This window comes from Bacillus sp. FJAT-44742 (genome assembly GCF_002797315.1).
Lineage (GTDB): Bacteria > Bacillota > Bacilli > Bacillales > Marinococcaceae > Thalassorhabdus > Thalassorhabdus alkalitolerans.
The window spans coordinates 3,036,491-3,061,530 of the sequence record NZ_KZ454936.1; the positions used below are offsets into that span (position 1 = coordinate 3,036,491).

The 25,040-nt window shown below is 43.1% G+C and carries 23 protein-coding genes and 1 pseudogene; 5 read left to right on the plus strand and 19 right to left on the minus strand.

What is annotated here, in order from left to right; translation table 11 throughout:
- Positions 1-69: 69 nt before the first annotated feature.
- Complete coding sequence (locus tag CEF17_RS15010; protein ID WP_100400238.1) at positions 70-1,206, plus strand: MerC domain-containing protein; 1,137 nt, start codon at positions 70-72, stop codon at positions 1,204-1,206.
- An 846-nt stretch (positions 1,207-2,052) separates the two neighbouring features.
- Here the strand turns inward: CEF17_RS15010 and CEF17_RS21080 are convergent.
- From CEF17_RS21080 to CEF17_RS20110, 5 genes and pseudogenes are all read right to left on the minus strand, one after another.
- The gene (locus CEF17_RS21080; protein WP_442857459.1) at positions 2,053-3,000 is read right to left on the minus strand and encodes a methyl-accepting chemotaxis protein; all 948 of its coding nucleotides are present in this window, start codon (positions 2,998-3,000) and stop codon (positions 2,053-2,055) included.
- A pseudogene (locus CEF17_RS21085) lies at positions 2,992-4,098 on the minus strand (cache domain-containing protein); the annotation flags it as partial. The pseudogene CEF17_RS21085 and the gene CEF17_RS21080, both read right to left, overlap by 9 nt.
- The gene (locus CEF17_RS20440; protein WP_198508985.1) at positions 4,035-4,217 is read right to left on the minus strand and encodes a hypothetical protein; all 183 of its coding nucleotides are present in this window, start codon (positions 4,215-4,217) and stop codon (positions 4,035-4,037) included. The pseudogene CEF17_RS21085 and the gene CEF17_RS20440, both read right to left, overlap by 64 nt.
- A gap of 98 nt (positions 4,218-4,315) precedes the next feature.
- The gene (locus CEF17_RS15020; RefSeq protein WP_100400240.1) at positions 4,316-5,173 is read right to left on the minus strand and encodes a glycoside hydrolase family 16 protein; all 858 of its coding nucleotides are present in this window, start codon (positions 5,171-5,173) and stop codon (positions 4,316-4,318) included.
- Between the two features lie 166 nt (positions 5,174-5,339).
- Entirely contained in the window at positions 5,340-5,486 is a 147-nt protein-coding gene (locus CEF17_RS20110; RefSeq protein ID WP_157843055.1) for a hypothetical protein, read from the minus strand.
- A gap of 275 nt (positions 5,487-5,761) precedes the next feature.
- Here CEF17_RS20110 and CEF17_RS15025 point away from each other — a divergent pair, with 275 nt between their 5' ends.
- On the plus strand, positions 5,762-6,223 hold the full coding sequence (locus CEF17_RS15025; RefSeq protein ID WP_100400241.1) for a hypothetical protein: 462 nt from the start codon (positions 5,762-5,764) through the stop codon (positions 6,221-6,223).
- Positions 6,224-6,621: 398 nt separating this feature from the next.
- Here CEF17_RS15025 and CEF17_RS15035 read toward each other — a convergent pair whose 3' ends face one another.
- The 3 genes from CEF17_RS15035 to CEF17_RS15045 form a co-directional block, all read right to left on the minus strand.
- Positions 6,622-8,409, minus strand: a complete 1,788-nt coding sequence (locus CEF17_RS15035; RefSeq protein ID WP_100400243.1) for a flagellar hook-associated protein 2 — start codon at positions 8,407-8,409, stop codon at positions 6,622-6,624.
- Positions 8,410-8,514: 105 nt separating this feature from the next.
- Positions 8,515-8,883, minus strand: a complete 369-nt coding sequence (gene flaG / locus CEF17_RS15040) for a flagellar protein FlaG (RefSeq protein WP_100400244.1) — start codon at positions 8,881-8,883, stop codon at positions 8,515-8,517.
- A 104-nt stretch (positions 8,884-8,987) separates the two neighbouring features.
- Entirely contained in the window at positions 8,988-10,688 is a 1,701-nt protein-coding gene (locus tag CEF17_RS15045; protein ID WP_100400245.1) for a methyl-accepting chemotaxis protein, read from the minus strand.
- 220 nt (positions 10,689-10,908) lie between these two features.
- Here CEF17_RS15045 and CEF17_RS15050 point away from each other — a divergent pair, with 220 nt between their 5' ends.
- Positions 10,909-12,261, plus strand: a complete 1,353-nt coding sequence (locus CEF17_RS15050) for a hypothetical protein (RefSeq protein WP_100400246.1) — start codon at positions 10,909-10,911, stop codon at positions 12,259-12,261.
- A gap of 52 nt (positions 12,262-12,313) precedes the next feature.
- Here the strand turns inward: CEF17_RS15050 and CEF17_RS15055 are convergent, their stop codons facing one another.
- From CEF17_RS15055 to CEF17_RS15080, 6 genes are all read right to left on the minus strand, one after another.
- Complete coding sequence (locus CEF17_RS15055) at positions 12,314-13,762, minus strand: carbon starvation CstA family protein (protein ID WP_100400247.1); 1,449 nt, start codon at positions 13,760-13,762, stop codon at positions 12,314-12,316.
- A gap of 147 nt (positions 13,763-13,909) precedes the next feature.
- Entirely contained in the window at positions 13,910-14,644 is a 735-nt protein-coding gene (locus CEF17_RS15060) for a LytR/AlgR family response regulator transcription factor (protein WP_100400248.1), read from the minus strand.
- Positions 14,645-14,676: 32 nt separating this feature from the next.
- A complete protein-coding gene (locus tag CEF17_RS15065) occupies positions 14,677-16,410 on the minus strand; it encodes a sensor histidine kinase (RefSeq protein ID WP_100400249.1) in 1,734 nt (577 codons plus the stop codon).
- Between the two features lie 126 nt (positions 16,411-16,536).
- Entirely contained in the window at positions 16,537-17,457 is a 921-nt protein-coding gene (locus CEF17_RS15070; RefSeq protein ID WP_100400250.1) for an HNH endonuclease, read from the minus strand.
- A 234-nt stretch (positions 17,458-17,691) separates the two neighbouring features.
- Entirely contained in the window at positions 17,692-18,966 is a 1,275-nt protein-coding gene (locus tag CEF17_RS15075; protein WP_100400251.1) for a flagellin N-terminal helical domain-containing protein, read from the minus strand.
- A 284-nt stretch (positions 18,967-19,250) separates the two neighbouring features.
- On the minus strand, positions 19,251-20,075 hold the full coding sequence (locus CEF17_RS15080) for a flagellin N-terminal helical domain-containing protein (protein WP_100400252.1): 825 nt from the start codon (positions 20,073-20,075) through the stop codon (positions 19,251-19,253).
- 312 nt (positions 20,076-20,387) lie between these two features.
- Between CEF17_RS15080 and CEF17_RS15085 the strand changes: the two genes are divergently transcribed.
- A complete protein-coding gene (locus CEF17_RS15085; RefSeq protein WP_100400253.1) occupies positions 20,388-20,876 on the plus strand; it encodes a competence protein ComK in 489 nt (162 codons plus the stop codon).
- Positions 20,877-21,234: 358 nt separating this feature from the next.
- Positions 21,235-21,387: a hypothetical protein gene (locus CEF17_RS20115; RefSeq protein WP_232725524.1), complete on the plus strand. Its 153-nt coding sequence runs from the start codon at positions 21,235-21,237 to the stop codon at positions 21,385-21,387.
- A gap of 54 nt (positions 21,388-21,441) precedes the next feature.
- Here CEF17_RS20115 and CEF17_RS15090 read toward each other — a convergent pair whose 3' ends face one another.
- The 5 genes from CEF17_RS15090 to flgL form a co-directional block, all read right to left on the minus strand.
- Positions 21,442-22,176 (minus strand): response regulator transcription factor, encoded by a 735-nt coding sequence (locus CEF17_RS15090; protein ID WP_232725525.1) that lies wholly within the window; start codon positions 22,174-22,176, stop codon positions 21,442-21,444.
- A 303-nt stretch (positions 22,177-22,479) separates the two neighbouring features.
- Positions 22,480-22,707: a carbon storage regulator CsrA gene (csrA, locus tag CEF17_RS15095; protein ID WP_100400255.1), complete on the minus strand. Its 228-nt coding sequence runs from the start codon at positions 22,705-22,707 to the stop codon at positions 22,480-22,482.
- A complete protein-coding gene (fliW, locus tag CEF17_RS15100; RefSeq protein ID WP_100400256.1) occupies positions 22,707-23,156 on the minus strand; it encodes a flagellar assembly protein FliW in 450 nt (149 codons plus the stop codon). Before fliW ends, csrA begins: the two co-directional genes overlap by 1 nt.
- Before the next feature lie 24 nt (positions 23,157-23,180).
- Positions 23,181-23,630 (minus strand): DUF6470 family protein, encoded by a 450-nt coding sequence (locus CEF17_RS15105; protein WP_269799482.1) that lies wholly within the window; start codon positions 23,628-23,630, stop codon positions 23,181-23,183.
- 163 nt (positions 23,631-23,793) lie between these two features.
- Complete coding sequence (gene flgL, locus CEF17_RS15110; protein ID WP_100400258.1) at positions 23,794-24,954, minus strand: flagellar hook-associated protein FlgL; 1,161 nt, start codon at positions 24,952-24,954, stop codon at positions 23,794-23,796.
- Positions 24,955-25,040: the final 86 nt, after the last annotated feature.

Genomic DNA, 25,040 nt, shown 5'->3' on the forward strand with positions numbered 1-25,040 from the left:
TTTACAAATATTGTAGAAAATTTGACAAAAAATGATAAAAAAAAATAGAAATTACTGGGAGGTATCTGCATGACTGAAAGCAACAGTGTTGAAAACAAAACGAAATTTTACGAGAAATCCTGGTTTGCGTGGGTGGCATTAATTATCTTTGCCCCTTTAGGTATTTTCTTAATGTTCAAGTACGGACACCATAATAAGGGATTAAGAATTGCTGTTTCAGTAATCTTCGGCCTCTTTTTTGCTATTAGAGTGTTTGGTGATTCCGACGAATCAGTTCCAGCCACAGCAGAAGTAAATAATGATAAAGAAGTTGTTGAGGAAAGCATTGATAACAATGAGGAAGAAGAGAACAATACCAGTAACAATGAAGAGAATAACGAAGCTAACGAGCCTGAAGAGGTAGTGGAGGAAGAAGAGCCGGTTGTTGTTGAAGAAATTGCTTTTTCCTTTGAGAAAGCTGAATATAATTCAGAAACAGAGACTTTCGATATTGAGGTAAGTACAGACCTGCCGGATGGCACGAAAGTAACGCTCGCATTAAAGCATCCTGATGAAGACTATACTTATAACGGAAGCATTGAAACTGTTGAGGTAGCAGATGGATCAGCGTCAGCTAAATTAACTACTGTTGATGATGAGTGGGACGGACCATATCCAATTAAAAATGGAGAATGGGAACTTGCAGCCAGTCTTTCTGTAAGAGATGGTGATAGCAAAACAAATACTCACCTACTAGATGTTTACGGAAGTTATGATGAATTCGTAGAAGGTTACAAAATTGATGGCAGCGTAAAGGAAACAGATGTAGGATACATTATTGAAGGTATTGCAAAGCAAAATGTTGAGATCAGCGGAGCGTATACCGAAGAAGACGCTAAGGCTTTAAGAGCTGAGTTTAAGAAGCAGACAGCCGACACTATCGATTTTGCTCATTTGGAAAAGAACCCGGACCGCTACATTGGTGAATATGTAACCTACAGTGGGGAAATTGCAGAGATTCAAGAAAGTAATGGATATACTGTTGTTCGCCTAGCCCTAGATGACTTCTACAGTGATATTATTTGGGTTGAATATGATGGTTACACAGATTTTGTAACAGAAGACAAAGTGACAATTTATGGTGAGGTCTGGGGGTCACACTCTTATACTTCACAGGCAGGATGGGAGATCACTGTACCAGCTATCATGGCTGATGTGATTGAATAGTTAGCCTGGTTACGGACTAACGTCCGTACCCTTTCCTTGGCATTTATATGTCTGTGGTAATAAGGATTAATAAGCCGCTCAATGAGTGGCTTATTTTTTTGAGAGAGAACATGAGCTTACCCCTCAATCCAGAAAAAGAAGTTTTTTGATCTAAAGTCCATGAGAAATACAAAGATGAATTAATCCACACAAAAAAGAGATCGATTGGGATTTTATCAATAGTGGTAAAACGAAGAATTACCGCGTACTTTCTTTTGGGCGGGAACGTAGTCAACGTACATGCTTGTAAATCATATTTAAGACCTGGAAAAGTACCCCTATGACTGGTTTATGTCGGAAAACTGGAGCGGGACCTCAGGTTATTCGTAACTGGTATCCTAGACGAAAAACAGAATAAAAAAATCAGGAAAGGAAAATCCGTATTACATAAAAACGATTTCGTGTTTTTCGTTACTCTGGCAAGTGCCCGTGCCAGAGCAGGTGCTATGAAGGTGCTGACGAGTGAGCCAAACAGACTTCCTTCCACACATAAATTCCGTGCCGATAATATGAAAAAACCCGCCTGAACATCAGACGGGTTTTGGTGTCGAACAAACAATTTTCTCTAAAAAGATAACAGGATACCATTTTGGTGGCAATTCTATATATATCTTTTGGGTTTCCTTACATATAGTGTAAACGATAATTCGATCTTTTTTTACAAAAAATGTGAAAATTTTATGTCTCCTTCAGGAATTTTTTCAGCTTTAGAAGAGTCCCATCTCTCATTCTTGTCCTAACAAAAGAACCGGAACCTTTTCACAGGTGTTTGCTGAAATTTTTACTAAAGTCTCTTCAAATCTCGTGTTACTGCTGAATTTCCTTTACCTGCTCCTGGACAGCAGCACTTGTTTCATTCAGGCGTTCAGAGGCTTCACTCAGCACAGTGAGTCCCCTTACAAGCTCTTCGGTGGAAGCAGATATTTCTTCGGCTGCTGCGGCGGTATCCTCACTGACGAGGGATATATTTGAAACCTTTTCAATCGATGCACTCCTTGCCTCATTCATTGCCTTGAGCTGTTCTGCTAACGTCTGAATCAAATTCCCCATTTGATCTATATAACCTGCAATATTCGTAAAGGATTGATCGGTGTCATTCACAGCGGCCACTTGTTCAGATGAAAGCTCCATCGTTTTCTTCATTTCATCCTTCACCTGGAGGCCGCCATCCTGAATGCGCCCTACTGTTTTTTGAATTGTCCCAGTCGCCTCTGTTGATTGCTCGGCAAGTTTTCTCACTTCCTCAGCTACAACAGCAAAACCTTTTCCATATTCTCCTGCCCTTGCCGCTTCAATGCTTGCATTTAATGCAAGTAGATTTGTCTGCTCAGAAAATCCTTGAATCATATGAACGACATTGACTACTTCCTCCGTCTGCTTCGTAAATGTTTCAACGATGTCATTCATCGTTTGTATGATTTTATCGTTTTCCGAAGACTTCTCTCGAAGCACACCGACCTGAGAGAGACCATCCTTACTCATCACAGCTACGGAGTCCATGAGTTCATTCATATGGTCAGCCAGTTCATTGGATTTTGTAATCTGCACAGAAAGATTCTCGATTTCAGCTTGTACACTGTTTACATCATCTGATTGCTGGACAGCTCTTTTTGCAACTTCAGTAGAAGCTGCCGCTATCTCCTCACTAGAAGCGGTGGATTGCTGAACAGTCGCACTCAGCTCCGCAGCCTCCTGGCTCGATTGCCTGGAGGATAACTCCAGAGAACCTATCAGTTCCTGAAGCATCCGGATCATCTGGTTAAACCCTTGAGTTAGCTGGGCCACCTCATCCTTTCCTCTTGCCTTTGCCTGTGCAGAGAAGTCACCATCCATAACCCGCTCCACATCACGTCGCAGGGAAAGAATCGGGGTTATAATTTGGCGCCCGACAAGATAAGCGATCACAATAGAAATACCAATCGCCGCTACTGAAATAACAACAAATAAATTACGGAGCTCATTTGCCGGTGCTGCTACTTCTGCATCTGAATAAACTGCTGCAACCGTCCAATCAATTCCTTCCACTTCTTCATAAAAGACCGTGCTTGCTGTCCCTTGAAAATGGGTTGAAACACGTCCACTTGTGTCGTCAGAAGCTGCCATTTGCTGGACAAAGCTTTCCTCGCCTAAATGAGTGCCCTGAATTGTATCATCTGGATGGGTAACAGCCATCCCATCATTATGTAGTAAAGTAATATAACCGTTATAGCTTATGTCAATGTCTGCCATCATAGCAGACAATTCATCTAAGTAAATATCAACCCCGACTACTCCTATGACTCCATCACTGCCTTCTACCGCCTTGGCCGCTGTGATAACCATATCTCCTGAACCAGCATCCTCATAAGGCTCGGTCCATATGACATCATTAGTCTGTTCGCTGGCGGCGAGATACCATGGCCGGACAGTCGGATCAAAATCATCTGGAAGGTCTATCACAGGCGCGGTGAACATCTCTCCATTTTCCGCTCCGATATATAGAGTGTCAGCCCGTTCATCCAGTTCTACAAAATAAGCAAAATCTTCAGCAATGTCCTCCCACTCTTCGTTTTCCTCAGGATCATTTTCTAAAAAAGAAACAATACTCCCATCATTGGCATAGCGGTGAAGCGCTAAAGAAAATTGCTCTAAATAGGCTCCCAGGAACCTTTCCACTTCTGTTGTAACCGTTGCGGCTTCCCTCTCTGTAGCAGAGGATATTTCTTCACTTGTATGAAAGTACATAAAAACAGAAACAGAAATAATAGCAATCGAAACCAGACCGCTGATCAAGAGGATCAGCTTTGTTTTTAAAGAACGCACGTAATATTTTCTCCTTTCCTGTTTGAAAAAAATTCCCCTTCTATAAGCCATTCTGATTTCATTGCCCCCTCGCGAATCATTGGAATGACTGATCGTAACCGTTTATATAAAATCTTACTCCTTTCTTCCCCTCTGTTCCCGTTAGCTGCGTACACTTCAGCTTTGGACATATTGGTTATATCGACTTTCTTTCTCCACATTTAAACACTTCTTTATACTAATCCCAGAAGATAAAAAAGCCCTCGCTGATTTCCAGCAAGAGCTTCTTTTACTTAAAAGGTCCATTCCCATTTTTGAGGCCGTTGTTTCCTCTGTTCTGACTAGGATGGGCTTTACGTTCCTCTTCTGCCTGATTCTCCTCAGAAGTCTTGGGTTCCTGATCATTTTCTTCTGCCGGCGTAAATGTAAAATCAGAAATTACCATTTCTACAGGCTGGTTGTTACTGGGTCCTTTACCTTGAAAGAGCCATAAATTTATATGAACTTTTTCATTTTGGCTGTCAGGGATATCTTCCCCAGAATATGTCCACGTTTGCAGCAACCTGCCTCCTGTAGTGGCAGACCGGAAAACAATTTCCTCAGGAGTCCAGGTAAAGGAATGAACCGTAGGCTCAGCAGCTTCCTCCCTAATTGTAAACACGCATTGATTCTCTTCTTTTATATAAGGCTGGACGGTGTAGTAGCTATTGTGGTTGCTTTCCAGGCCCCACTTCGTGAATTCCATATCAATTTCACGGTGCTCTGCTTGAACAGCGTCCTCTGATTGCATATCATAGGTAAACAAACCAAGGACAGCATTTTTGTCTATAGCAATACTCAAATCGACTTGAAAAGAATATGCGCCGTAGCCCAGTGTCTCGGTTGTTGATACTTCAGAACTGTACCACTGATTGTCCTGGCGGTCGATTTTCATATGCAGCCTGCCTTCGTCATCTACTTTTACGTGATCTCTGGACCAATGGTTAGGACCCGGCCCCCATGTAAATTCACTTCCCGTATGCTTGACATCCCAGGTATAACCGCTGAAATTTACCTTCTCCAAGCCGGCAGCCTCCATTCCTTTTTCTTCACTACATAAAAAAGCAGCAGCCAGCACAGCAATACAGCACGATGTGAACTTGTTCAAGTGATTCCCCCCCCTTTTTTTATCGTATATAAGTTATTATCGGACCTTTAGGCTGGAATATAAAGCTATATTGTAAGGAACAGGAAAACATATTTTTCATAGACACACAAAAAAAGACACACAAAAAAAGAGACTACGATACATAGCCTCCTGCCTTGTTTTCAGATTATGAACCTGTTTTCATAGAATCCTTTGTAACAAACCGTTCCTTGTACATTCGCTTTACTTCATCCTCAGACATATGCTGGACGACTTCACCTGGGATGCCTGTCAGACAGATCAGCATCTCTTTCATTTCCCCTGGACTTTGCATAGGGGTCACCTCCCATTTGCTTAGCTTTTTCATAAATTCATTATGACCAAGGTTCCGTTGTTTTAATCAAATTGAGTCAAAGAGATTAGTATTCTCTGTTATTTCTAGTTCTCTCAGTAAAATTCCTTTTCATTTTAAAAAAAGAAAGACATTGTTACAAAATTCTCGTTAGGCGAAGTCCGTGTCTTTTAAAATACGAGCCGGCCTAACTGAAATAATTACCTGGACAGCAGAATACACATACGTGTAAAACACCTTGCAAAGGAGGGCCTTTCGTGAAAAGAAAACTCCCTTTTTCCCCGCACCTTGTACCGGTTGCAGCCGGCTTAGTCATCCTTGTACTGCTTGCAGCTGCCCTGCTGCCTTCTGATGCCAGAAAGGCCGCCAAGACAGTAGAAGAATTTTATGAACTGGAGCAGGAAGCAAAATTTTCTTCTTCCTGGGAGCTGTTTCATTCCTCCATGCAGGAACATTTCCCAAGAGACAGCTATATATCAGACCGGCCCCACGTTTTTCAAAATCACTTTGATGTAGAAGATTATGAGTTTACAATGAGCAGTCCTGAAAAAATAAAAGAATGGCGCATGTTTGCAGATAGTGAGCCTTTGGAAGAGGTATACGAGATTGTGGTCACCAAAAGCTATGTCGGTAAATACGGTCACTTTGACTTTGTACAGTTTGTCTATGTGACCGAGGAAGAGAGGGAGTGGCGGATACTCTGGGACTATAAAGAATGATAATCGGCGGCCGAGCAAAGGGACGCTGACTGGAATTCGGTAGTTTTTGAGGTGATTAGGCCGATGTGAAACCTCTTTTCGGACAGTCGCAGACTTAATTGGTCGATGTAAAACCTCATTCGGACATTCGCAGACTTAATTGGGTCGATTTTCGAATGAATTGGGTCAAAACTGCTGATAATTGGGTCAAACTTCATCATAATTGGGTCAAAACTGCCGATAATTGGGTCAAACATGTATTTCCTCGCCTTAACTGGAAACTACTGGAATATAAAACCGCCCATCAGCCGCGCGGTGATCAAAGGGTAAATGCATGTTCAATAGCACAACACCTGCCACCCTCGTAAAAAAACCTGTGGCCAGCTCTTCGTGCCACAGGTTTTTACTATATATACTCCTTACATCCCCATGCCGCCCATTTGCGACATTAACTGTTCCATCTGGGCATTCGCCTGCGCCATGGCCTGTTCCATCCTGGTAAACTGGGCCCAGTACCGCTGTTCAGTCTGCTGCATCCGTCGCTCAAAGTTCGTCATCCGGTCATTCATTTGATCAATTTCGCGACCGATTGTAAACTGCTGGTTTGATGCGGCAGAGGCTCCGCCGGCACGTTGCGACACCTGTTTGATGGTGCCTTGAAGGGTCTCTCGTAAGCGCCGGGCTGCCCCTTTTTCCTCGTATGAATCACCGTTCGCTGCAAAGATTTGAAACACACCCTCTGCATCTTGAGCAATCGCTTCCCGAAGCTTTTCTTCATCTACTTCAAGCCTGCCCCTGTCCTGGTAATTTGAGGTCGTCGTAATGCCAAGCTCCGTCAAATGAGAAAAGGTCCCCTGATCTGTGTCCACAGATCCGTACATATCCTGACGCATCTGGTCCAGGGCGCCCGAGAACATGCGGTCATTTCGCAGCATCCCGCTTTCCGCCCGCTCATCCCACATTTCTTGTTCTCTCTCAGACATTTCCCTGCGCTGCTCGTCAGTTAATGGCTGGTAGTCCCGGTACCTTTCCTCCGAGACCTTTCCATCCACAAGTTCGATCAGTGCATTGTACTCGTCCACAAACTCTATTACCTGGTCGAAAACCTGCTCTGTATCAGTCGAGACACCCAGCATGACAGGTCTTTCCGTTAACGTGTCATGCAGTGTAATGTTGACTCCATCAATGGTAAAGGAATTGGAAGTCCGCTCCGTTTCCAGGCCATTTATCGTAAATTGAGCATTGTCCCCGCCACTTTCGTTACTCTCATCCAAATGGAGCACATCACGTAGAAATCCGTCAGAGAATTTGATTTCTGCGTTTTCAGCGGTTCTTGCTTCATCACCTTCCCTGGCTTCGTTATACTGCCCCGTATCACTGCGGGCCAACGCCACCCGGCCAGAAAATTCATCATAAAAGGCGTTAACGCCCAGACTGGAACGATTAATGTCACCAAGCACCTGCTGTAAGCTGTCTGTGCCCGCAAATTCAAAGGTCTCTGTTACCTCCTCTCCTTCACTGTCATACGTCGTCGCATCAAAGGAAAAGACGTGGGATTGATATGTTACCTCAAGACTCTCTCCCCCTTCAAATGAATCATGAAATTGAAGAGTGCCCGTCTCATCATCAACCAAAACACTGCCTTCGTTTAACTCTTCTTCCGAAGTGACTACACTGAATCCTGGTACCTCTACACTTGCCGGGTCAATTGCACCACTTTCCAGAACAGCTATACCACTGTCCGCGTTCACCTGTATCGTTTCCTGGTGCTCCTTTGTCTCCCAGTTCATTCCTTCATGGGTGCTGAGTTGGCTCCATAAGGAAGCATCCCCGTCCAGTCTTCCTTCTGATCCGAGAATCTCATCACTGCTGACATTGCTTGCCGCTGAAGCAAGACGGTCAACTCTTGAAAGTGTATAGGAGCCTTCACCAGATGATGCTGATCCTGAAGCCGTTACCTTGCTTTCGTCTGTACTGCTTACCGTTGTTGCTGTCATGTTTGCCCTTCGCATGATTCCATCAAAGGTCGTTGTCCGAAAATCAGCAAACTGCCGGTTCACTTCCCGGTAGGCCTCCTGCTGCCAGAGAAGCAGCTGGCGGTCCTGTTCCATCCGGTTTAATGGCTCCCGCTCGGCTCTCATTAAGTCTGAAACCATTTGATTTATGTCCATGCCCGAGGCAAAGCCAGTCATCCTCATATCACTCATGTTTGATCCCCCATTTTTTAAAAAGTGAACTCTTATGGCGGTAAAAAGAAAAAGGACAGAGAATGTTCTCTTGTCCTTTTTCTGTTGTTACCTCTATAAACAGGTCTACACTTTCTTATCGACAATCAGCCCTACATGCTCAAGCATGGCTGCAACGATATCCAGAAACTTTTCCGGAGGGATTTCCCGTACCACTTCCTCCGTGTTTCGATCCACCACCTGGACATATGTCCTTTCCAGCTTGTCATGAACATTGAACTTCAAAGCCGTTGCATTCACATCGAGCATCTGATTTAACCCGTTCACTTCCTGCAACAGCTTCTCACGATCCAAAGTAGTGGTATTGCGCTGCTCTTCTGTGCCTTGCTTTTCATCTGTAGCTGCCTTCTCATGCTGACTGGTTGATTGTGTGTAGTGGCGAGAGGAATGAATGACTTCTTGAACTCCTGGTATGCCTGTCCCTTTTATTTCCATAAGAATTCACCCTCCGATTTTTTCACCTGATTCTTTTATCGGCCAAAAAAGGAGATTGTTAAAGGGTTCGGCCATTTTTTCTGCCTGCACCCAGAACGGCTCTTCTATAACTTAAATGTTTTCACGGAGTCCTGAAGCTCCTCAGCCATTTCTGCAAGTGTTGTGGCAGCAGTGGTAATTTCCTGCATGGATGCATTCTGCTCTTCCGCTGAGGCTGCCACCTCCTGTGTATAACCAGATGAATCCTCAGCCACCTTGGCCGTTTCCTGTACCGATGAGGACATGGTTTCTGTGCTCGCAGATATTTGCTGAACAGCTGCCGATACTTCCTCCATTTGTGTGCTGACAAATTGGATCGCTTCTGAAATGTCTTTAAAAGAACTGCCTGCCCGGTTCACATGATCAGCTCCTTCGTTAACGGCCTGTTTGCCTTCGGACATGGATTCTACAGACTTCTGTATATCCTTTTGGATCTCCTGAATCATTTCACTAATTTGTTTTGATGATTCACCTGACTGTTCAGCAAGCTTCCTCACCTCTTCAGCTACTACCGCAAACCCTTTTCCATGCTCTCCAGCTCTTGCTGCTTCAATCGCTGCGTTAAGAGCCAGAAGGTTTGTCTGATCCGAAATAGCAGTAATCAGAGAAACGATATCGCCGATTTTCTTAGATTTTTTACCTAATTGATCAATCATTGAGGAGGTATCATTTGTCTTTTCAAAAATGAATTTCATTTGGCTTACAGATTGTTCTATGACTTCTCTACCGTGCTCTGCTTTCGAAGAAGCCTGCTGGGAGGAGTCATTGATCTCCTGAATGTTTCCTGCAATCTGCTTCATTCCTGTTGAAATCTCCATCACGACATCATTTGTTGAATTCGCACTGGCCAGCTGTTCTTCTGCCCCCGCTGCCATTTCTTGAATGGAACTTGAGATTTCTTCCGTGGCAGCATTGGTTTCCTGGGCGCTGGCACTTAATTGCTCAGAAGAAGCTGCCACCTGCTGGGAACTTTCTGTAACCTGAGAGACGAGTTGACGAAGACTTTCTTTCATAGTGTTGTAGCTTCGGGCTAACGAACCAATTTCATCTTTCGAAGAGTCCGACAACGCAGTCGTGAAATCGCCCTCTCCGGCAGAGGCAAGAGCTTCGGAAACCCCTGATAACCGTTTCGTAATACGTCTGGAAAATAAAAGCACAACCCCTGCTGAAACAAGAGTTCCTGCTACTAAGACAAGTAAAAATACAATGGTAGATTGGCCGATAATTTCATCTAATATTTCCTGTGATGCTCCTACATACCACATTCCGATGGTTTCGCCTTCTGCATCGTAAATTGGCTGATAAGCCGTTTGATAGGTAACTCCGGCAACATCAGCTGGACCTGTATATACGCTTCCTTCTTCCAGTACTGTGTGTGCAACTTCCTGGGAAGCCTGAGTCCCCACCGCTCTTTCACCGTTATTTATTACATTCGTCGTTACACGTGTGTCTTCCAGAAAAATTGTCACCGTGCCATCTGTCATTTCCCCAACTTCGTCAACCAGGTCGAAATTATTGGAAATTTCAACGTCACCTTTAAAGAGGACGCCATCCTCAACCTGCCACGGACCCGGGTACTGGGCGTCAATATAGCTATATCCTAAGGCAAGATCGGACTGTGCCTTTTCCACAGCTGTTCTTTCAATTCCGTTTGTAATTTGACCTTGCACAACAAATCCGATCACCGTGGAAAAACAAAGCAAAATCGCAACAATTAATACATTAAGTTTCGTTCCAAGCTTAAGTTTGTTAATAAAACTTTTCACCACTGCTCACCCTTCTTTACTCATATTTATGGAAGTAGGCACAACGAACCAAATCCTGCCAATATAAGTAATATCGTTCCGTTTTGTACATTGTTAATAGAGTACACGAATATTTATAGCTACTAGATTACTTTATAGGTACATAGGTGTAATTATTTGCATCCATCTTTCTTTTTTGTATAATTTACCTAGTACATATGTCATGAAAGGAGGGGATCAGATGAAAAGGTATTGGACGATGTATTTATGCTTACTATTTGCTTTGTCTGCGTGTGGTACGCAACCTTCTCCTTCTGAATCTGGGGCAACAGCAGAAAATACAACGGCGCAAGAGGAAAACACGGGCAGCGATGAGGATACAGAAACCGAGCAAAATGAAGAGATAGAAAGCAATACTGAAACCGAAGAAGCATCGCAAGGCGGCAATTCACCAGAGTCACAGGAGAATAATCAACAACTAACAGAGGATGAAGATAAGAAACAACAGGTCTTTCAGGACGGTACATATGAAAGAATCAGCCATACAAGTGGAGGTCTTTTAGATATTCAGGATAACGGTGACCAGGCTTTTTCTTTTGAGATTCACGTCTCAGAGGGAGCGAATGTAGGCCACCTTTCCGGAAATGCAAAGATGAATGAAGACTTTCAGGCTACCTATCAAGGTCCTGACAGCTGTTCCTTAACCTTTGAGTGGAAGGATTCCAACATTCTCGTCTCATCGAGTGATGATTGCAAATACTACTCCGGAAACGGGGTGACATTCGACGGAGTGTTTTACGGGGAAGGTCATGCAGAAGAAGTCGAGCCTGATACGCTATCCTCTCTCGGGGTACTCACAGACGAACAGGAAGACCTTTTTAAAGCCATGGTCGGTGATGAGTATGAATTATTTTTATCTACCTTTCACCTGATCCAGGGTGAGGAGATCATTGATTCATTCGATGGAGGGGCTTACTCTGCGAAGGTTCAAGGCCTGCCTGGCATGATGGAAGGGATCCTGATACATGGCCACGGAGATGCCTTGTGGGCAGCGATTATTGATGAGGAAAAAGTGAAGTATTACTCCAATAATGAGATTCTGGTACCAGAAACAATTGAAGATTGGACCAAAGAATTCACTGAATTCAGCCACGTTCTCATGCCTGAAGAACTCTCATTTGAACAAAAGGGCACCCTTCCAACTTTCGAAGAAGAGCAAGCAGCAGAGGTACCAACAGAGGAAGTCCTTGAAGAGGAAGTCCTTGAAGAAGAAGTCCCAGCAGAACAAGAACCAGCTGCTTCCTGGGAAGGAGCATGGCTTGTTGACGGAAGCTCTGATATCGGTGGATCTCTTACTATTTCCAATGAGGACGACGCAGGCTTTACCTTTGATATCCATGTGTCTAACACCCATGCAGGCTCAGTGGAAGGCTATGCGGTAAAAGACGGCAGCACAGCACTTCAAAGCGCGGATGAGATTGGATGCCAAATGTCGTTTGTAAAAGAAGGCAACTCCATTACCACTACGGAAGGGTCGGAATGCTGGCAATGGAGCGGCGCCGGGATCCATTTGAACCATACCTTTGTAAAATAAAAATAAGAAAAGACCTGACTTTTTAGAAGCCAGGTCTGCTTTCGATTCATCATTACGCTGCCTTATGATCTTGTTCTACCTCGTCCACATCAATTCGGCCGGCATTCAGTTCTCTCTTTGCCCGGCGAGTAAACAAGGCAATCACAATGGCCGTTCCTATGGCTGCTCCGATATAAGCGGAATTCATCGGAAGACCAAAGCCAATTTCAGCATTCAGGATATACGTGAAGGTTACCATTGTCATAAAGACTGCCGGAATACTTGCTATCCAGTGGTTTTTCCGCTGTAAGAGCAGGTACATAGCCCCTACCCAAAGAGCGATCATCGCCGTGGACTGGTTTGCCCAGGAGAAGTAACGCCACAGCAATTGGAAATCAATAAAGGTTAACGCGACAGAAATGACAAACAACGGCAAGGCAATCATGAGACGCTTGATGATTTTCTTTTGTCCAACCTTAATGTAGTCAGCAATAATCATACGAGCACTACGGAACGCTGTGTCACCAGATGTAATCGGAAGAACAATAACACCAAGAACAGCTAACGTACCGCCGATTGCACCAAGCATAGTGATGGCCACTTCACTTACCACAAGAGCAGGACCGCCTGCTGCAAGAAGCTCATTCAGATCCTGTCCGTAGAACAGGCTCATCGCTGCTGCTGCCCAGATCATCGCAATAATCGCTTCAGTAATCATCATTCCATAAAAGATCTTTCGTCCCTGTTTTTCTTTTTGCGTCGTCCGGGAAATGATCGGGGACTGTGTTGCATGAAACCCGGATAATGCTCCACAAGAAATCGTTAAGAACAACAGTGGAAAGATTGGTAGATTGTCAGGATGCATATTGGTAAAGCTTAATTCAGGAATCGGGGCTCCTGTTATCACTAGCCCTGCACCAATTCCAACCGCACTGATGACAAGGAGCGCGCCAAAGTACGGGTACACTCGTCCAATGATTTTATCAATTGGAAGCATCGTTGCAAAAATATAATAAATAAAGATCAAAGCTATAAATAAACCAGTTGTTGCCCACATTGGCGTCAGGCCGCTAAGAAGATCAGCCGGGGCGGAAACAAATACGGTTCCCACAAGAACGAGAAGAAGGATGGCGAAAACGTTTACAACATGCTTCATAATCGTACCAAGAAACTTACCTGCCAGCTCAGGCAAATGAGCTCCTCTGTTACGAATGGAAATCATCCCTGTCAAGTAATCATGAACAGCACCGGCAAAGATGGCACCTAGTACAATCCAGAGAAAAGCAACCGGGCCATACAGTGCACCCATAATCGGGCCAAAAATAGGGCCCACCCCAGCAATATTTAAGAGCTGGATCATGGAGTTTTTCTTTGTGGACATTGGCACATAGTCCACTCCGTCATTGACTGAATACGCCGGAGTCATCCGTTTATCTTTAACACCAAAGACCTTTTCTACAAATTTACCATACGTGAAATAGCCGATAATTAAAATAACAATAGAGAGCAAAAAAGTAATCACTGGTCTCACCTCATCTATGATGTATACTTGTTTGTATGCGCTTTCATAGTTTCATTATAGATGAATTTGTAACTTTTTTGTGAAAAATCGGTTATCATGTCGAAAACTGATGGTAACATGTCATCCATTGTCACCTACCTGCAAGGATTACAGCTCAAGCTCCTCCCGTAATGCTTTTACAAAATTCCTGCTTACTGGAAGCTCTTCCTGGTATCCCTTTATTTTTAGCTGATAGGCCCCATTCACCCACGGGATCAATTCCTCTACAGCTTGAAGGTTCACAATATAGCTTTTATGAATACGAAAAAAAGGCCAGCCCTGCAGCTTCTCACTTACCTCTTTTAACGTAGCTTTCGTTGAATACTGCTGCCCCTGGCTGTGAATAAGCGTTTCTCTTCCTTCCCGGTACAAATAATCAATGGTCTCAGGGGCTAAGTAAACGATTCGATTTTGCCCTTCCACAGCAAGCTTCCCTTTTTTCCTTGCGTTTTCTGGCATAGTGTCAGAAAGAAGGATCTTTTCGATTCTTTTGATCGTTTCTTCCAGCTGTTCTTCATCAAAGGGTTTAAGTAAATAGTCCGTTGCCTCCATTCTAAACGCTTTGGCAGCATAATGAGGATAAGCTGTCGCAAAAATAAGGAGAGGCCTCTTCTTTACTTTCTTCAGATGCTCCGCTACCTCCATGCCATTCATCTGACTCATTTCTATATCCAAAAAGATGACATCCGGCTCTTTTTGAAGAACAAGCTCCAGTCCCTTCTGTCCAGAATCGGCTTCTCCTGCCACCTCGATCTGGCTGTATTCTTCCAGTAAATAGATCAGCTCACTTCTGCTGTGAGGTTCGTCGTCTACGACAATGACACGAATACGTCCTGTTTTCATAAATGGCCTCTCCTTTCCATGATCATTGCTCCTTACGTTCGTATATAAAAGAACACACTGGTCCCTTCCCCTATAGTGCTCTCGAGGTGAAGAGCCGACTCTTCTCCAAAGGTCATTTCCAATCTCCGGTTCACATTATACACACCAATGCCAGCTCCCTCTTTTGACTCCACCGATTGCTCTTTTAATTGAGAAAGTCGTTCTTTTGTCATTCCCATTCCATTATCAGTGACAGCGACCTTTGCCCTGCCGTCTTCCTTTCGAATGGAAATCTTCAGCTTCCGGTCTTTGTATTTATCCTTCAGCCCGTGCTTAAGGGCATTTTCAATAAGAGGCTGGAGCGTCATCGTGGGCACTTCCTTATAGAGAAGAGTGTCCTCCACCTCATAAATCACTTCGAGCTTATCAAAAAAACGAGCCTCTTCAATCGCTAAGTAAGACTTCACCTGATTGAGCTCTTCCTTTAACGTCGAGAGGCTTTTCTCAGAAGCTGACAAATTTTTTCTAAAAAAATTTGATAAAGCCAGCAGCAGCTTTCTTGCTTTTGCAGGATCCGTCCGTATGAGAGAAACAATCGTATTAAGAGCGTTAAACAAAAAATGAGGATTCACCTGCGCCTGCAGCGCTTTAATTTCAGCCTCCCTGGCCAATTTCTGCTGATGTTCCACTTCAGCAAGCTCAAGCTGGCTGCTGAGAAGAAGAGACAGACCGCTCATGAGTTCCACGTTTAACGGTGTCACTTCCTTTTCGGATTCAAAATAAAACTTTAACGTCCCGATCGTTTCTCCTTTTTGCTTAAGAGGTGCAATAATGGCCGCTTTGATAGGACAGTCCTTAACGCGGCATTCAATTTCTCCATCCTTTGCGATCTTCATTTTTCCTGACTGAATTACCTCTTGGGTCGCCTTTGTTTTAATAGGGCTGCTCCCTGCGTGATGGTCAGCCCCCAAGCCACTATGTGCCAAAATACTTTCTTTATTGGTGATGGCAACCCCGCTCACTTCTACTTCTTTTAATAATATATCGCAGGCAGACTTGGCTGAATCCGGTGTTAACCCCTGGCGCAGATCATTAATCGTCCGGTCAGCAATCCTCAGCGCCTTCTGCGATTGAAGAGCCCCCATTCTCTCTTCTTCATTAATAACGTTTTGAATGATCAAAATAAAAATAGCCGTTCCGGCACCATTGGCCACAATCATCGGCACTCCAATATCCTGCACTAACGCTAACGCCAGATCAAAGGGCCGTGCCACCCCTAAGATCACAGCCATCTGAATGGCCTCAGCTGCCGCGCCGGCACAAAGAGCAACCGGCACAGAAATAATTCTCTGCTTTTTGAGCTTAGAATGAATCAGTCCAGCAAGAAGACCGGCAATGACCGAGGAAAGCCCGCAGGCAAAGTCCGTAAAGCCGCCTAACGAGTAGCGGTGAAGGCCCGCGATCAAACCAGCGCCAAGCCCTACTTTTATCCCGCCAAGAAGACCAGCCGCAACGACTCCGATTACTCTTGAGTTGGCAATCGCCTCATCCTCGCCCACAGAAACAGCCCAGCTCGAAAACACTCCCTCTTCCGGAGAGAAGGTCAAGCCCGTGTAGGTTCCTACGATGCCAAACAAGCCAAAGATCACTGTGATACTAAACGCCTGAACGGTTGTCAGCTGCCGCTGATCCAGCAGCTGCCGAAAAAAAGGAAGCCTCGTCATAATGAAAGCAAGAGTTACAATAATCCCGAGACGCTCAAACATTAACAACAGTAACTCCCACATCCGATGACCTCCTCCTTATGCTATGTAGTGTGGCCATAAAAATAAGCTAACCCCTCCTAGTGTAGAGGTTAGCTTAGTGGATAGCAATTTTATATGGGGTGAGCTGATAAAGCGGCCAAGGAAAGGTTATTCAGCATGGTGAAAAGGAGAGCCTTCACTGTCTGGTCCCCACAGGCTCGATCCTCCTGAGTGACCGGTGGTATCGTGGATTTCACGGTCCATCATTTCCATCCTTCCAGGCTGTTCATGATGATGCCACACATATCCTTCAGGCGTCTCTCCCTGGCCCAGACGATCTACCTCCTCCGCTGTTAAGCCAATATCCTCTGCGAGCTGAGGATTTGCCACAATATCATTGTAAAGCTGCTCATTAGAAATTGAAATATGTACCCCATTACTTTCTGTATACTGATCTACTGGAATCGTAGCTGCATAGTCATAGTCAAACACTGGATACACTCCGGTGCCCGTTTCTCCATTCCCAAGATCAATGACACTTCGCTCAAAGGGAACACCCGTCACTTCATGAACCTTGCCCTCCAGATGAGAGTTCTGAGTGTCAATCTCAACCATTGCAGCTGCATCTGCCTCACCGATATCCAGCACATCAATCACGCCAAAAGCCATCGTTGAGACAGCCGCGACCGTACCAACCTGTTTCAGCCCTTCAATAGCCTGCTCTTTGTCACCATCACGGTATCCGGTATAGGCGCCTTTTGCCCCATCTGCTGTGTATTTAACCGTCTTTCCTATTCCTTTTACTGTCCGTCCGGTGGAATCTTTCATATCCGACCATGCTTCCTCTTTGTGATACGCATCCCCTTTCACGATCCCGTATCCGCCCCGGGCAACCCCGTCTACAAATTGTCCGGTATTATCCATGATCGTTTTTGAGGCTGTATATACACCATTTCCAACCTCACCCATCCATTCCCCTGTCTTTGGGAATCTCGTCCCAACACCCTTCCCGGCAATTTTGACCGCTCCGCCAATCACTCCGCCGCCAACCATGCCGATTCCTTTTCCAACAGACCTGAACACACCCATCTATTCCTCTCCCTTCAAAAAAAGCAACAACTGTTATTTATAATAATACAGTAAGTAGTCATATTTTACTAGTTACATAGACTCATTCGGTTGGTATCATCGCTATCACTGATTGGATCTACTCTTTTGGAAACATAAGTGATCTCCCCATCTTTAAAACAGCGGACACCGCGTGAAATAATATGGCAGAAAAAAGACCCCAGCTTAAAACTGGAGTCGCTTTTGCAGAGGATATTATCCTAGTAATTGGAGTACGGATTGTGGCTGCTGGTTCGCTTGAGCAAGCATAGATTGAGAAGCTTGAGAAAGAATGTTTGCACGTGTCATTTCCATCATCTCAGCAGCCATATCAACGTCACGGATACGAGATTTTGCAGCTGATAGGTTCTCCTCACTGTTTGAAAGGTTATGATGGATATGTTGTAGGGCATTTTGGTAAGCTCCATATTTCCCTCGTTCAGAAGAAACTTTTTTTAACCCCTCATCTAACTTTTCAATTGCTTCCATTGCTCTTTCAAAAGGATCAACTTCAATCTCATCAATTCCTAAGGACCCAGTTCTTGCATCCGTTAATTCTACCTTAAAATGATTTTGCGAGTTGGGACCTACTTGTAAAATAACATTATGCCCTTCGACAATTTCTTCAATCTCACTTGTTACCGTTTCTGTTATTTCTCGTGTATATTCTTCGGTGATCCCACGATCATGCAGGGCTGCAAATTGTCCTTGTTCACTAAGAAAGGTCGTAAAAGAAAAACTGTTGCCTGACGTTGTTTCATAGATTACCTCAGTATCTATGTTTGCTCCTCTAACTGCTTCAGTTATCACGTCATTAATATCCGTTAAGCTAGAAGGCTCATTATTTGCTCCCCATGTTATGGTTACTCTACTTGTTGATGTGTTAATTTCTGCAGCTAACGGGCTGTTTGAATCCTGACTTTCCTCATAATCAAAGTTATAACCATATAAATCATTACCAGGGCTTTTTACTATATAACTATTGCTATAACAACTAACAAAGTCAATTACACTAGTTTCTGTCCTCGTAACTTCCTCTTCTACTGTTCTTATGACGGTTTCCCCGTCACTTGTTCTATTTAATAAGTTAATTTCGTTAAAATGAGTATTGTTTGCAATATCGTTAATCCCATGCTTAAGCTCATCTATTTCTTCTTGGATTTTTTCACGATCTTCTGCTGTCAACGCATCATTCGCAGCTTGCACCGCTAGTTCACGTTGTCGATGCACCATACTTTGGATTTCTTCAAGACCACTGTCTGCTGTTTGAGTTAAAGAAATACCATCCTGGACATTTCTTTGAGCTTGCGCCAACCCGCGTATTTGACCACGCATTTTTTCTGATATTGCTAATCCTGCAGCATCATCGACTGCTCGATTTATTTTTAATCCAGACGAAAGACGCTCATGAGCCTTCGCTACACTTCCTTGGTTATCCTGAAATCTATTTAAAGAATTCACTGCAGCAATATTACTAGCAATGACCGACATGATAAGCTCCTTTTTGTATTCAAAATAATATCTTTCTGGAAGAAGGAAACCCCTCTATATTTTTAAGTTCTTCCTATATATCGGCATTTTATCAGGTCTTTTTAACTAATTTATAATTTAAGGAATTTTACTAATTTCGATTAGAAGGCTTTAGGTTAAAAAACAAAGCGTAAGCGCCCTGTGTTTTCAAATTTATTTTAAGTTCGTTCCAGGGTAAAATTTAATAACACCATATAAGAATACAAAAGAGACTCCAGCTTAAGCTAGAGCTCCCTTTTGTTGAATTATCCTAGTAATTGAAGTACGGATTGTGGTTGTTGATTAGCTTGAGCTAACATTGATTGAGAAGCTTGAGAAAGGATGTTTGACTTTGTCATTTCCATCATTTCACGAGCCATATCAACATCACGAACTCTAGATTCTGCAGCACTAAGATTTTCAGAAGCATTATCAAGGTTGGCAATAGTATGTTCTAATCTGTTTTGCAGAGCCCCCATTGCTGAACGAGACTTAGATACTGATTCAATCGCATCACTTACTGTGTCTAATGCTGTTTGTGCACTAGCAAAGTCCGTTATATCTAATTCACTAATATCTATTTCATCTTCACCCAATGAAGTACTTAATTGAGCAGCCCACTCAAGTGTTATAGTTTGACCAGAATTCGCACCTACTTGAATTTCAGCAGTGAAATCAGCTGCTAATATATCTTGCTCATTAAATTGCGTCTCTTCACCTATTCTCTGAATTTCACTAATTAGTGCCTGGAATTCATCATTCAATGAAGCTCGGTCTACCTCAACATTCGTATCATTAGAAGCTTGAACCGCTAATTCTCGCATTCGTTGTAGTATACTGTGAGTTTCATTTAAAGCTCCCTCAGCAGTTTGAATCATAGAAATACCATCTTGTGCGTTTCGGCTTGCTTGATCTAAACCATTAATTTGCGCACGCATTTTTTCAGAAATAGCTAAACCAGCTGCATCGTCTCCAGCACGATTAATACGCAGACCTGAAGAAAGTTTTTCCATTGAAGACTGCATGTTGTTTTGATTGATACCCATTTGACGATGTGTGTTCAATGCTGGAATATTGTTATTGATAATCATTTGTAAAATCCTCCTTGATTGTTGTCCGTCCACGTCCTTGTGGATGGATACTTTTTATTTAGTGATCAGCAGCTCCCTGTCGGCCGCCAGGGCTCGCTGCTATCACCTACATAAGTAATATCGGAGGATGAAGCAAACTGTTTACTATTTTTCTAATTTTCTTTTGTGCCGCACCTGCAATTAGGTATATGTAACCAAAACTAAAATACTATGACAGATTCCCTGACAAATTGTAGATATTTGGAATTTCATGAGTATAATAAAAATATAAAGTAAATATTCACATAATTATACATTAGAGGAGGACGAGAAATGGAACAAGATGTTGTGGAGAATTATATTGTAAACAAGGACACGCTGGCTTTGGTACCATACTTTAAAGGAGAAGCGAAGACGTTAATTTATGAGAAAGGAAAGAAACCTATTCTTGCGAAGAAAACTCCTCTTAAGATCCTCGATGACGCCTGTATTGCTGGCGGGGCTTCTCTTGAAGGGAGAAATAAGGCAGTGAGAGAACGAACGAATATCCAGAAGAAACGGCCTGTTCCTGTGAATCTGGATCACATGATTTATGCTTTCCCCGTCATGTCTTATTTGGCGACGGACAATGAGTGGGTATTCATTCACCATTTAATCGGCTTTGAGCATGCAGCTCCATCAAAAGACAAAGGAAAGACTGTTCTCACTTTTTCCGATCAACAGAAGCTTACGGTAAGGGCGAGTAAGTATTCTATTAAACAGCAGATGCAGAGGACTCACACGTGTATTGTAGAATTCAATCCAAAGAATGATGCCAGTTAATCTTGTTCTTTTTGTCCCTTACACTTCCCTAGAGACTACATAAGGACATTGCCAGCATTCAACGGACGGAATTTTTGTTCACTAAAGAGAATTTTTTGATAAAAATAATTTTATAGAGTACAAACAGAGAGCGAAACTCCTATCGTTCTCTGTTTTTTTGCTTTATAAAGAACTTTCTGGTATTAAATTACCAAAAAGTTCTTGATTACGAACGTCATTCGTTATAAAATATTAATAAGTTCTTAATCAGAGTTTAAACTCTTTTTATTCCCTTATTTTCAATGTTTGAAACATGACTTTTTTATTATTCAACCTATAAAAAATAGTAAAGGAGGACAATCACTTGCCTTATTTTAACATGAGAAAAGTTTGGACCCCTTTGCAGTTTCTCGGGGTAAAGCTATATAAAACAGACGACGGCATTTACTTTATTAAATTTTTTAATGGCTCTCACAAAATGATTAACCGGTGGAAGTACAACAAAATGGAGGCCTATAAAGCGAATCGCTAACCCAAAACTTTTATTCTCAAACTATTATTCTATCTCTTTATAATACTTATTTATTTAAGATGTTTTTACCCAACCGCTTTCAATTGCCCGCTTTATCGTATGCGTGCGGTCATTCGCAGCCATCTTCTTCGTTAAATGGCTGACGTGGTTATTTACCGTTGCAACCGCCAAGTAGCATTCCTCTGCGATTTTGCGGTTGCTTTTGCCTTCTAAGATTTTCTCTAATATCCGGCATTCGGCTTCTGATAAATTCTCCATTGCTTTTTCGTAGATCAGCTCAAGCCGTTTGTTTTCTGATTCTGTTTCTATCCTATATAGTGAACGATAAGCATTAACAAAGCGCGGCTGGAAAACTGGATCAATATAAACCATAAATTCCATTGCTCGTAGGTAATGTACAACCCATTCCCTGGGTTCTCTATCTCCGCACAATAGTAGTGAAACCTGATGTTTCAATAAATGGTTTGTTTTCCCCTCATGTTCTTCACCTAAATTAACACCAAGCCTGCACAGAATCTCCTGATCTGTTATTAATTTGATATTTTCTATGATCTCTTCAGGATCTACTTCAATATAATACAGGCAGTTTTTGCTCAAACCAGATTGCAAGTATGTTGAAAGCTCTTCCCCCTGGCACTTGTAAATGGTGCCCTCTATCTGCTCTTCAATTGTTTCTATTCCAAACGCTTGGCAGGAATTAAATAAAACTGTGGGGACCTTCCCCCCATGTATTGCAGAACCGTGCATTCCTCTCACTTCTGTATCCCCCTCTTGACGTTCTTTCCTCATCGTTGTTTCTTTTCCCTTGGCAACAGACTCACGTGTATCCGCAATTTTCGACAATATCCCCTAAATTTTGTCTACATGTTTTGAAACTAACACTGCTACTTATTCGTCTTTATGAATGTAAATATTACCTTTCTTGAGCGATTTATACAAGGTGCGTCTGTCCCATAAATGTTAACAAAATGAAATAGTATCGTATTATTTTTTCATTTTTTTTCAAAAAAAAGTCGAATTTACAAAAATATCGCTAGTCTTTACCTAGAACTTAAGAACGAAAAAAGTAGAAATCTATCAAATTTTAGATTTCTACTTTTTCAATTGTTGTGATAGTTTTTCTAACAATGAAAGATCAGAGGAGGCAGCTTCGTTGTTTTCTTCTTCAATTGCCAAAAAGATTTCTTTCCGGTGAATATCAATATGCCTCGGTGCGTCAATTCCTAGTTTGACCTGGTCTCCATCAACGGCTACTACTTTAATCTCAATGTCTTCTCCAATTTGAATGGACTGGTTGGGTTTCCGGGTAAGCACCAACATTACCTTTGTCCCTCCTCAGCTAATTCTTTTGGAAAAATTCGATGCTTTCTATCATAGGAGCTGTCGTTTAAGAGAAGCTGTTTTCCCTTTTTCTCTCTCACATTAAATATGACTGGCGCTTGAAGATTTGCCGTTGTGTCTTTAAAAGGTTCCTTTAATGTAAGAATCGTAAAGATTGCCACGTCTTCTTCCTTTTTAATCATAAGTTGTTCTTGCAGGCTTTCAGGGAGCTTCACCTGATAATCTTGAAAAAAAGAAAATGGGCTCGCAACCACAAATGCAACTTCCGGACTTTTAACAGATTGTAGAATCTGAAACAGCTGGTCCTGATCGAAGGGAAGAAGAACAAACTGTGTTTCTGATTCAAATGCCGGCAATCCTTTTTCAAAAGAAAAAATGTCCTGCTCCTCGATGTCTATCTCCCCTACATATTTCGACTGTATGTTCATGTTGTTCCACCTTTCTATGGCTTATTACATAGTGCGGTTCACGTGACTGCCAACCACCTGAAAGGAAAGAGAAGGCTTTTGTTTCATATAAGCTTGCGTTTCCCAGCGATCCACCTTTATTTCCGGTTCCCTTTTTTCCACATGTACAGTCGTTTCATTTGGATTTGCCTGGATGCTTACCGTGGATGGCTGAAAATCAAAAGAAACGCGAAACGCATGTTTCGGCATGTATTCTAAGTGAAGTTCACTTTGCTCTGGCTGGGTCCTTTCCCTTGCAATTCGTTGTATGGCGCCGGTACCATGTTCAATTTTTTTCAGCTGTTCGCCTTCGGAATTTTTTAAAGCAATATATTCTGCAGGCTGCTGAGAGGCTTTTTGGATATGTTCAGTGGCAGCTCGATAGGGTGTTTTCAAGCCGGCATCGGCGAAAGCTTCACTTTGGTCGATGAACAGCTTTGAAGCTGTAGTGGATATCTGGACAAGGTCATGGTGCTCCTACTCAATGTGCATGTTTGGGAAAAGAGCGTGAATCTGTAGATGCGGTCTGTGGCTGCTCCGACCTGTTTCCCCTGGGATCTGGGTGATATGAATTACTGGCATCTCCATCACATTCTCCCCTTTTCATGCACTGATTGCCCTATCGTAAAAAGTCCATTAACGTAGGCTGCATAATTCTTGCTCCCGCTGCCATCGCAGCTCTGTGAACATTTTCCTGCATCTGTAAATCTATGATTACTTTTTCCAAATCTGCATCTTCATTATCTGACAAGATTCTCTTTGCTATAACTTCCTGTTCATTTAGCCTCGTATCCATCATTTCCACTCTATTAATGCGGGCTCCCAGTTCCGCCCGTTCGTTTACCATATTGTCAATGTGCTTATCCAGGCTGCCAATAAGGCTTGAGATGTCAGAACCTTTTGCGCTCGGATCCTCTAACACCCGAGTCAGGTGCTTAATGTCACCGAATAGAGCATTTGAAAATACTTTCTGGGGAGTTGAATTGACCGGAATATTTATGCCTTTCATCAGCTCAATGTCCACGTTCTGGGTATTTGTTGATACGGCGTTCCGCTGGGAAACAATGAAGTCTTCTGCACGCAAGTTCTGCGTCTGCTCTTCCGTTTCTCCAGGCTGGACTACTCCTTGTTCATTCGTTACAGGTGCTTGAAAATGGTAGGCAAAGCTCTCATTTTCCAATACGATATAATCGTCAGCGTCCTCGTTGATGTTGGCATAGTGGAGAGGCTCCCCAGCTTCCGGATCATAGCGATAGATTTCACCGTTATAGGAAATTTCATAGAGATCCTGATTAACTCCCGGCGCAGACAGTACGCCCGGTTCAAGGTTCATCAGGTCCATATCTATCGGTGGGTTTGTCGTATTGGTTCCGTTAAAAATATATTTGTTATTTGTTTTCGTATTGGCGATGGATGCCAAATGCTCAAGCAGCTGCTCAATTTCACTGGCCATGTTAGCCCGCTGGCCTGATTCATATGTATCGTTTGAAGCCTGGATAGCAAGCTCACGTATTCGGTGCATCGCCTGGGTGGACGTATCAAGTGCCGAGTCCGCTGACTCCATCCAGTTGTAGACTTCACTTAAATTGCGCTTGAACTGCTCCACCTCAGTGACCTGAGTACGGTACCGCATACCGTTCATCGCAACAACCGGATCCTGGGAAGCCCTTGTAATCTTTTTTCCCGTGGAAAGCTGGTCCATGATGTTACCAAGGTTGTTGTACCCTTTATGGATGTGGCCCAGCGAGTTATGAGCAAGCATAGACTGAGTAACACGCATACTATTTCACCTGCCTTTATTTTTTCAGAAGTAGCTGTTTATTAGGAACTGGCCCTGTTTTGAGTTGAGCTGATTGAAATAATTGC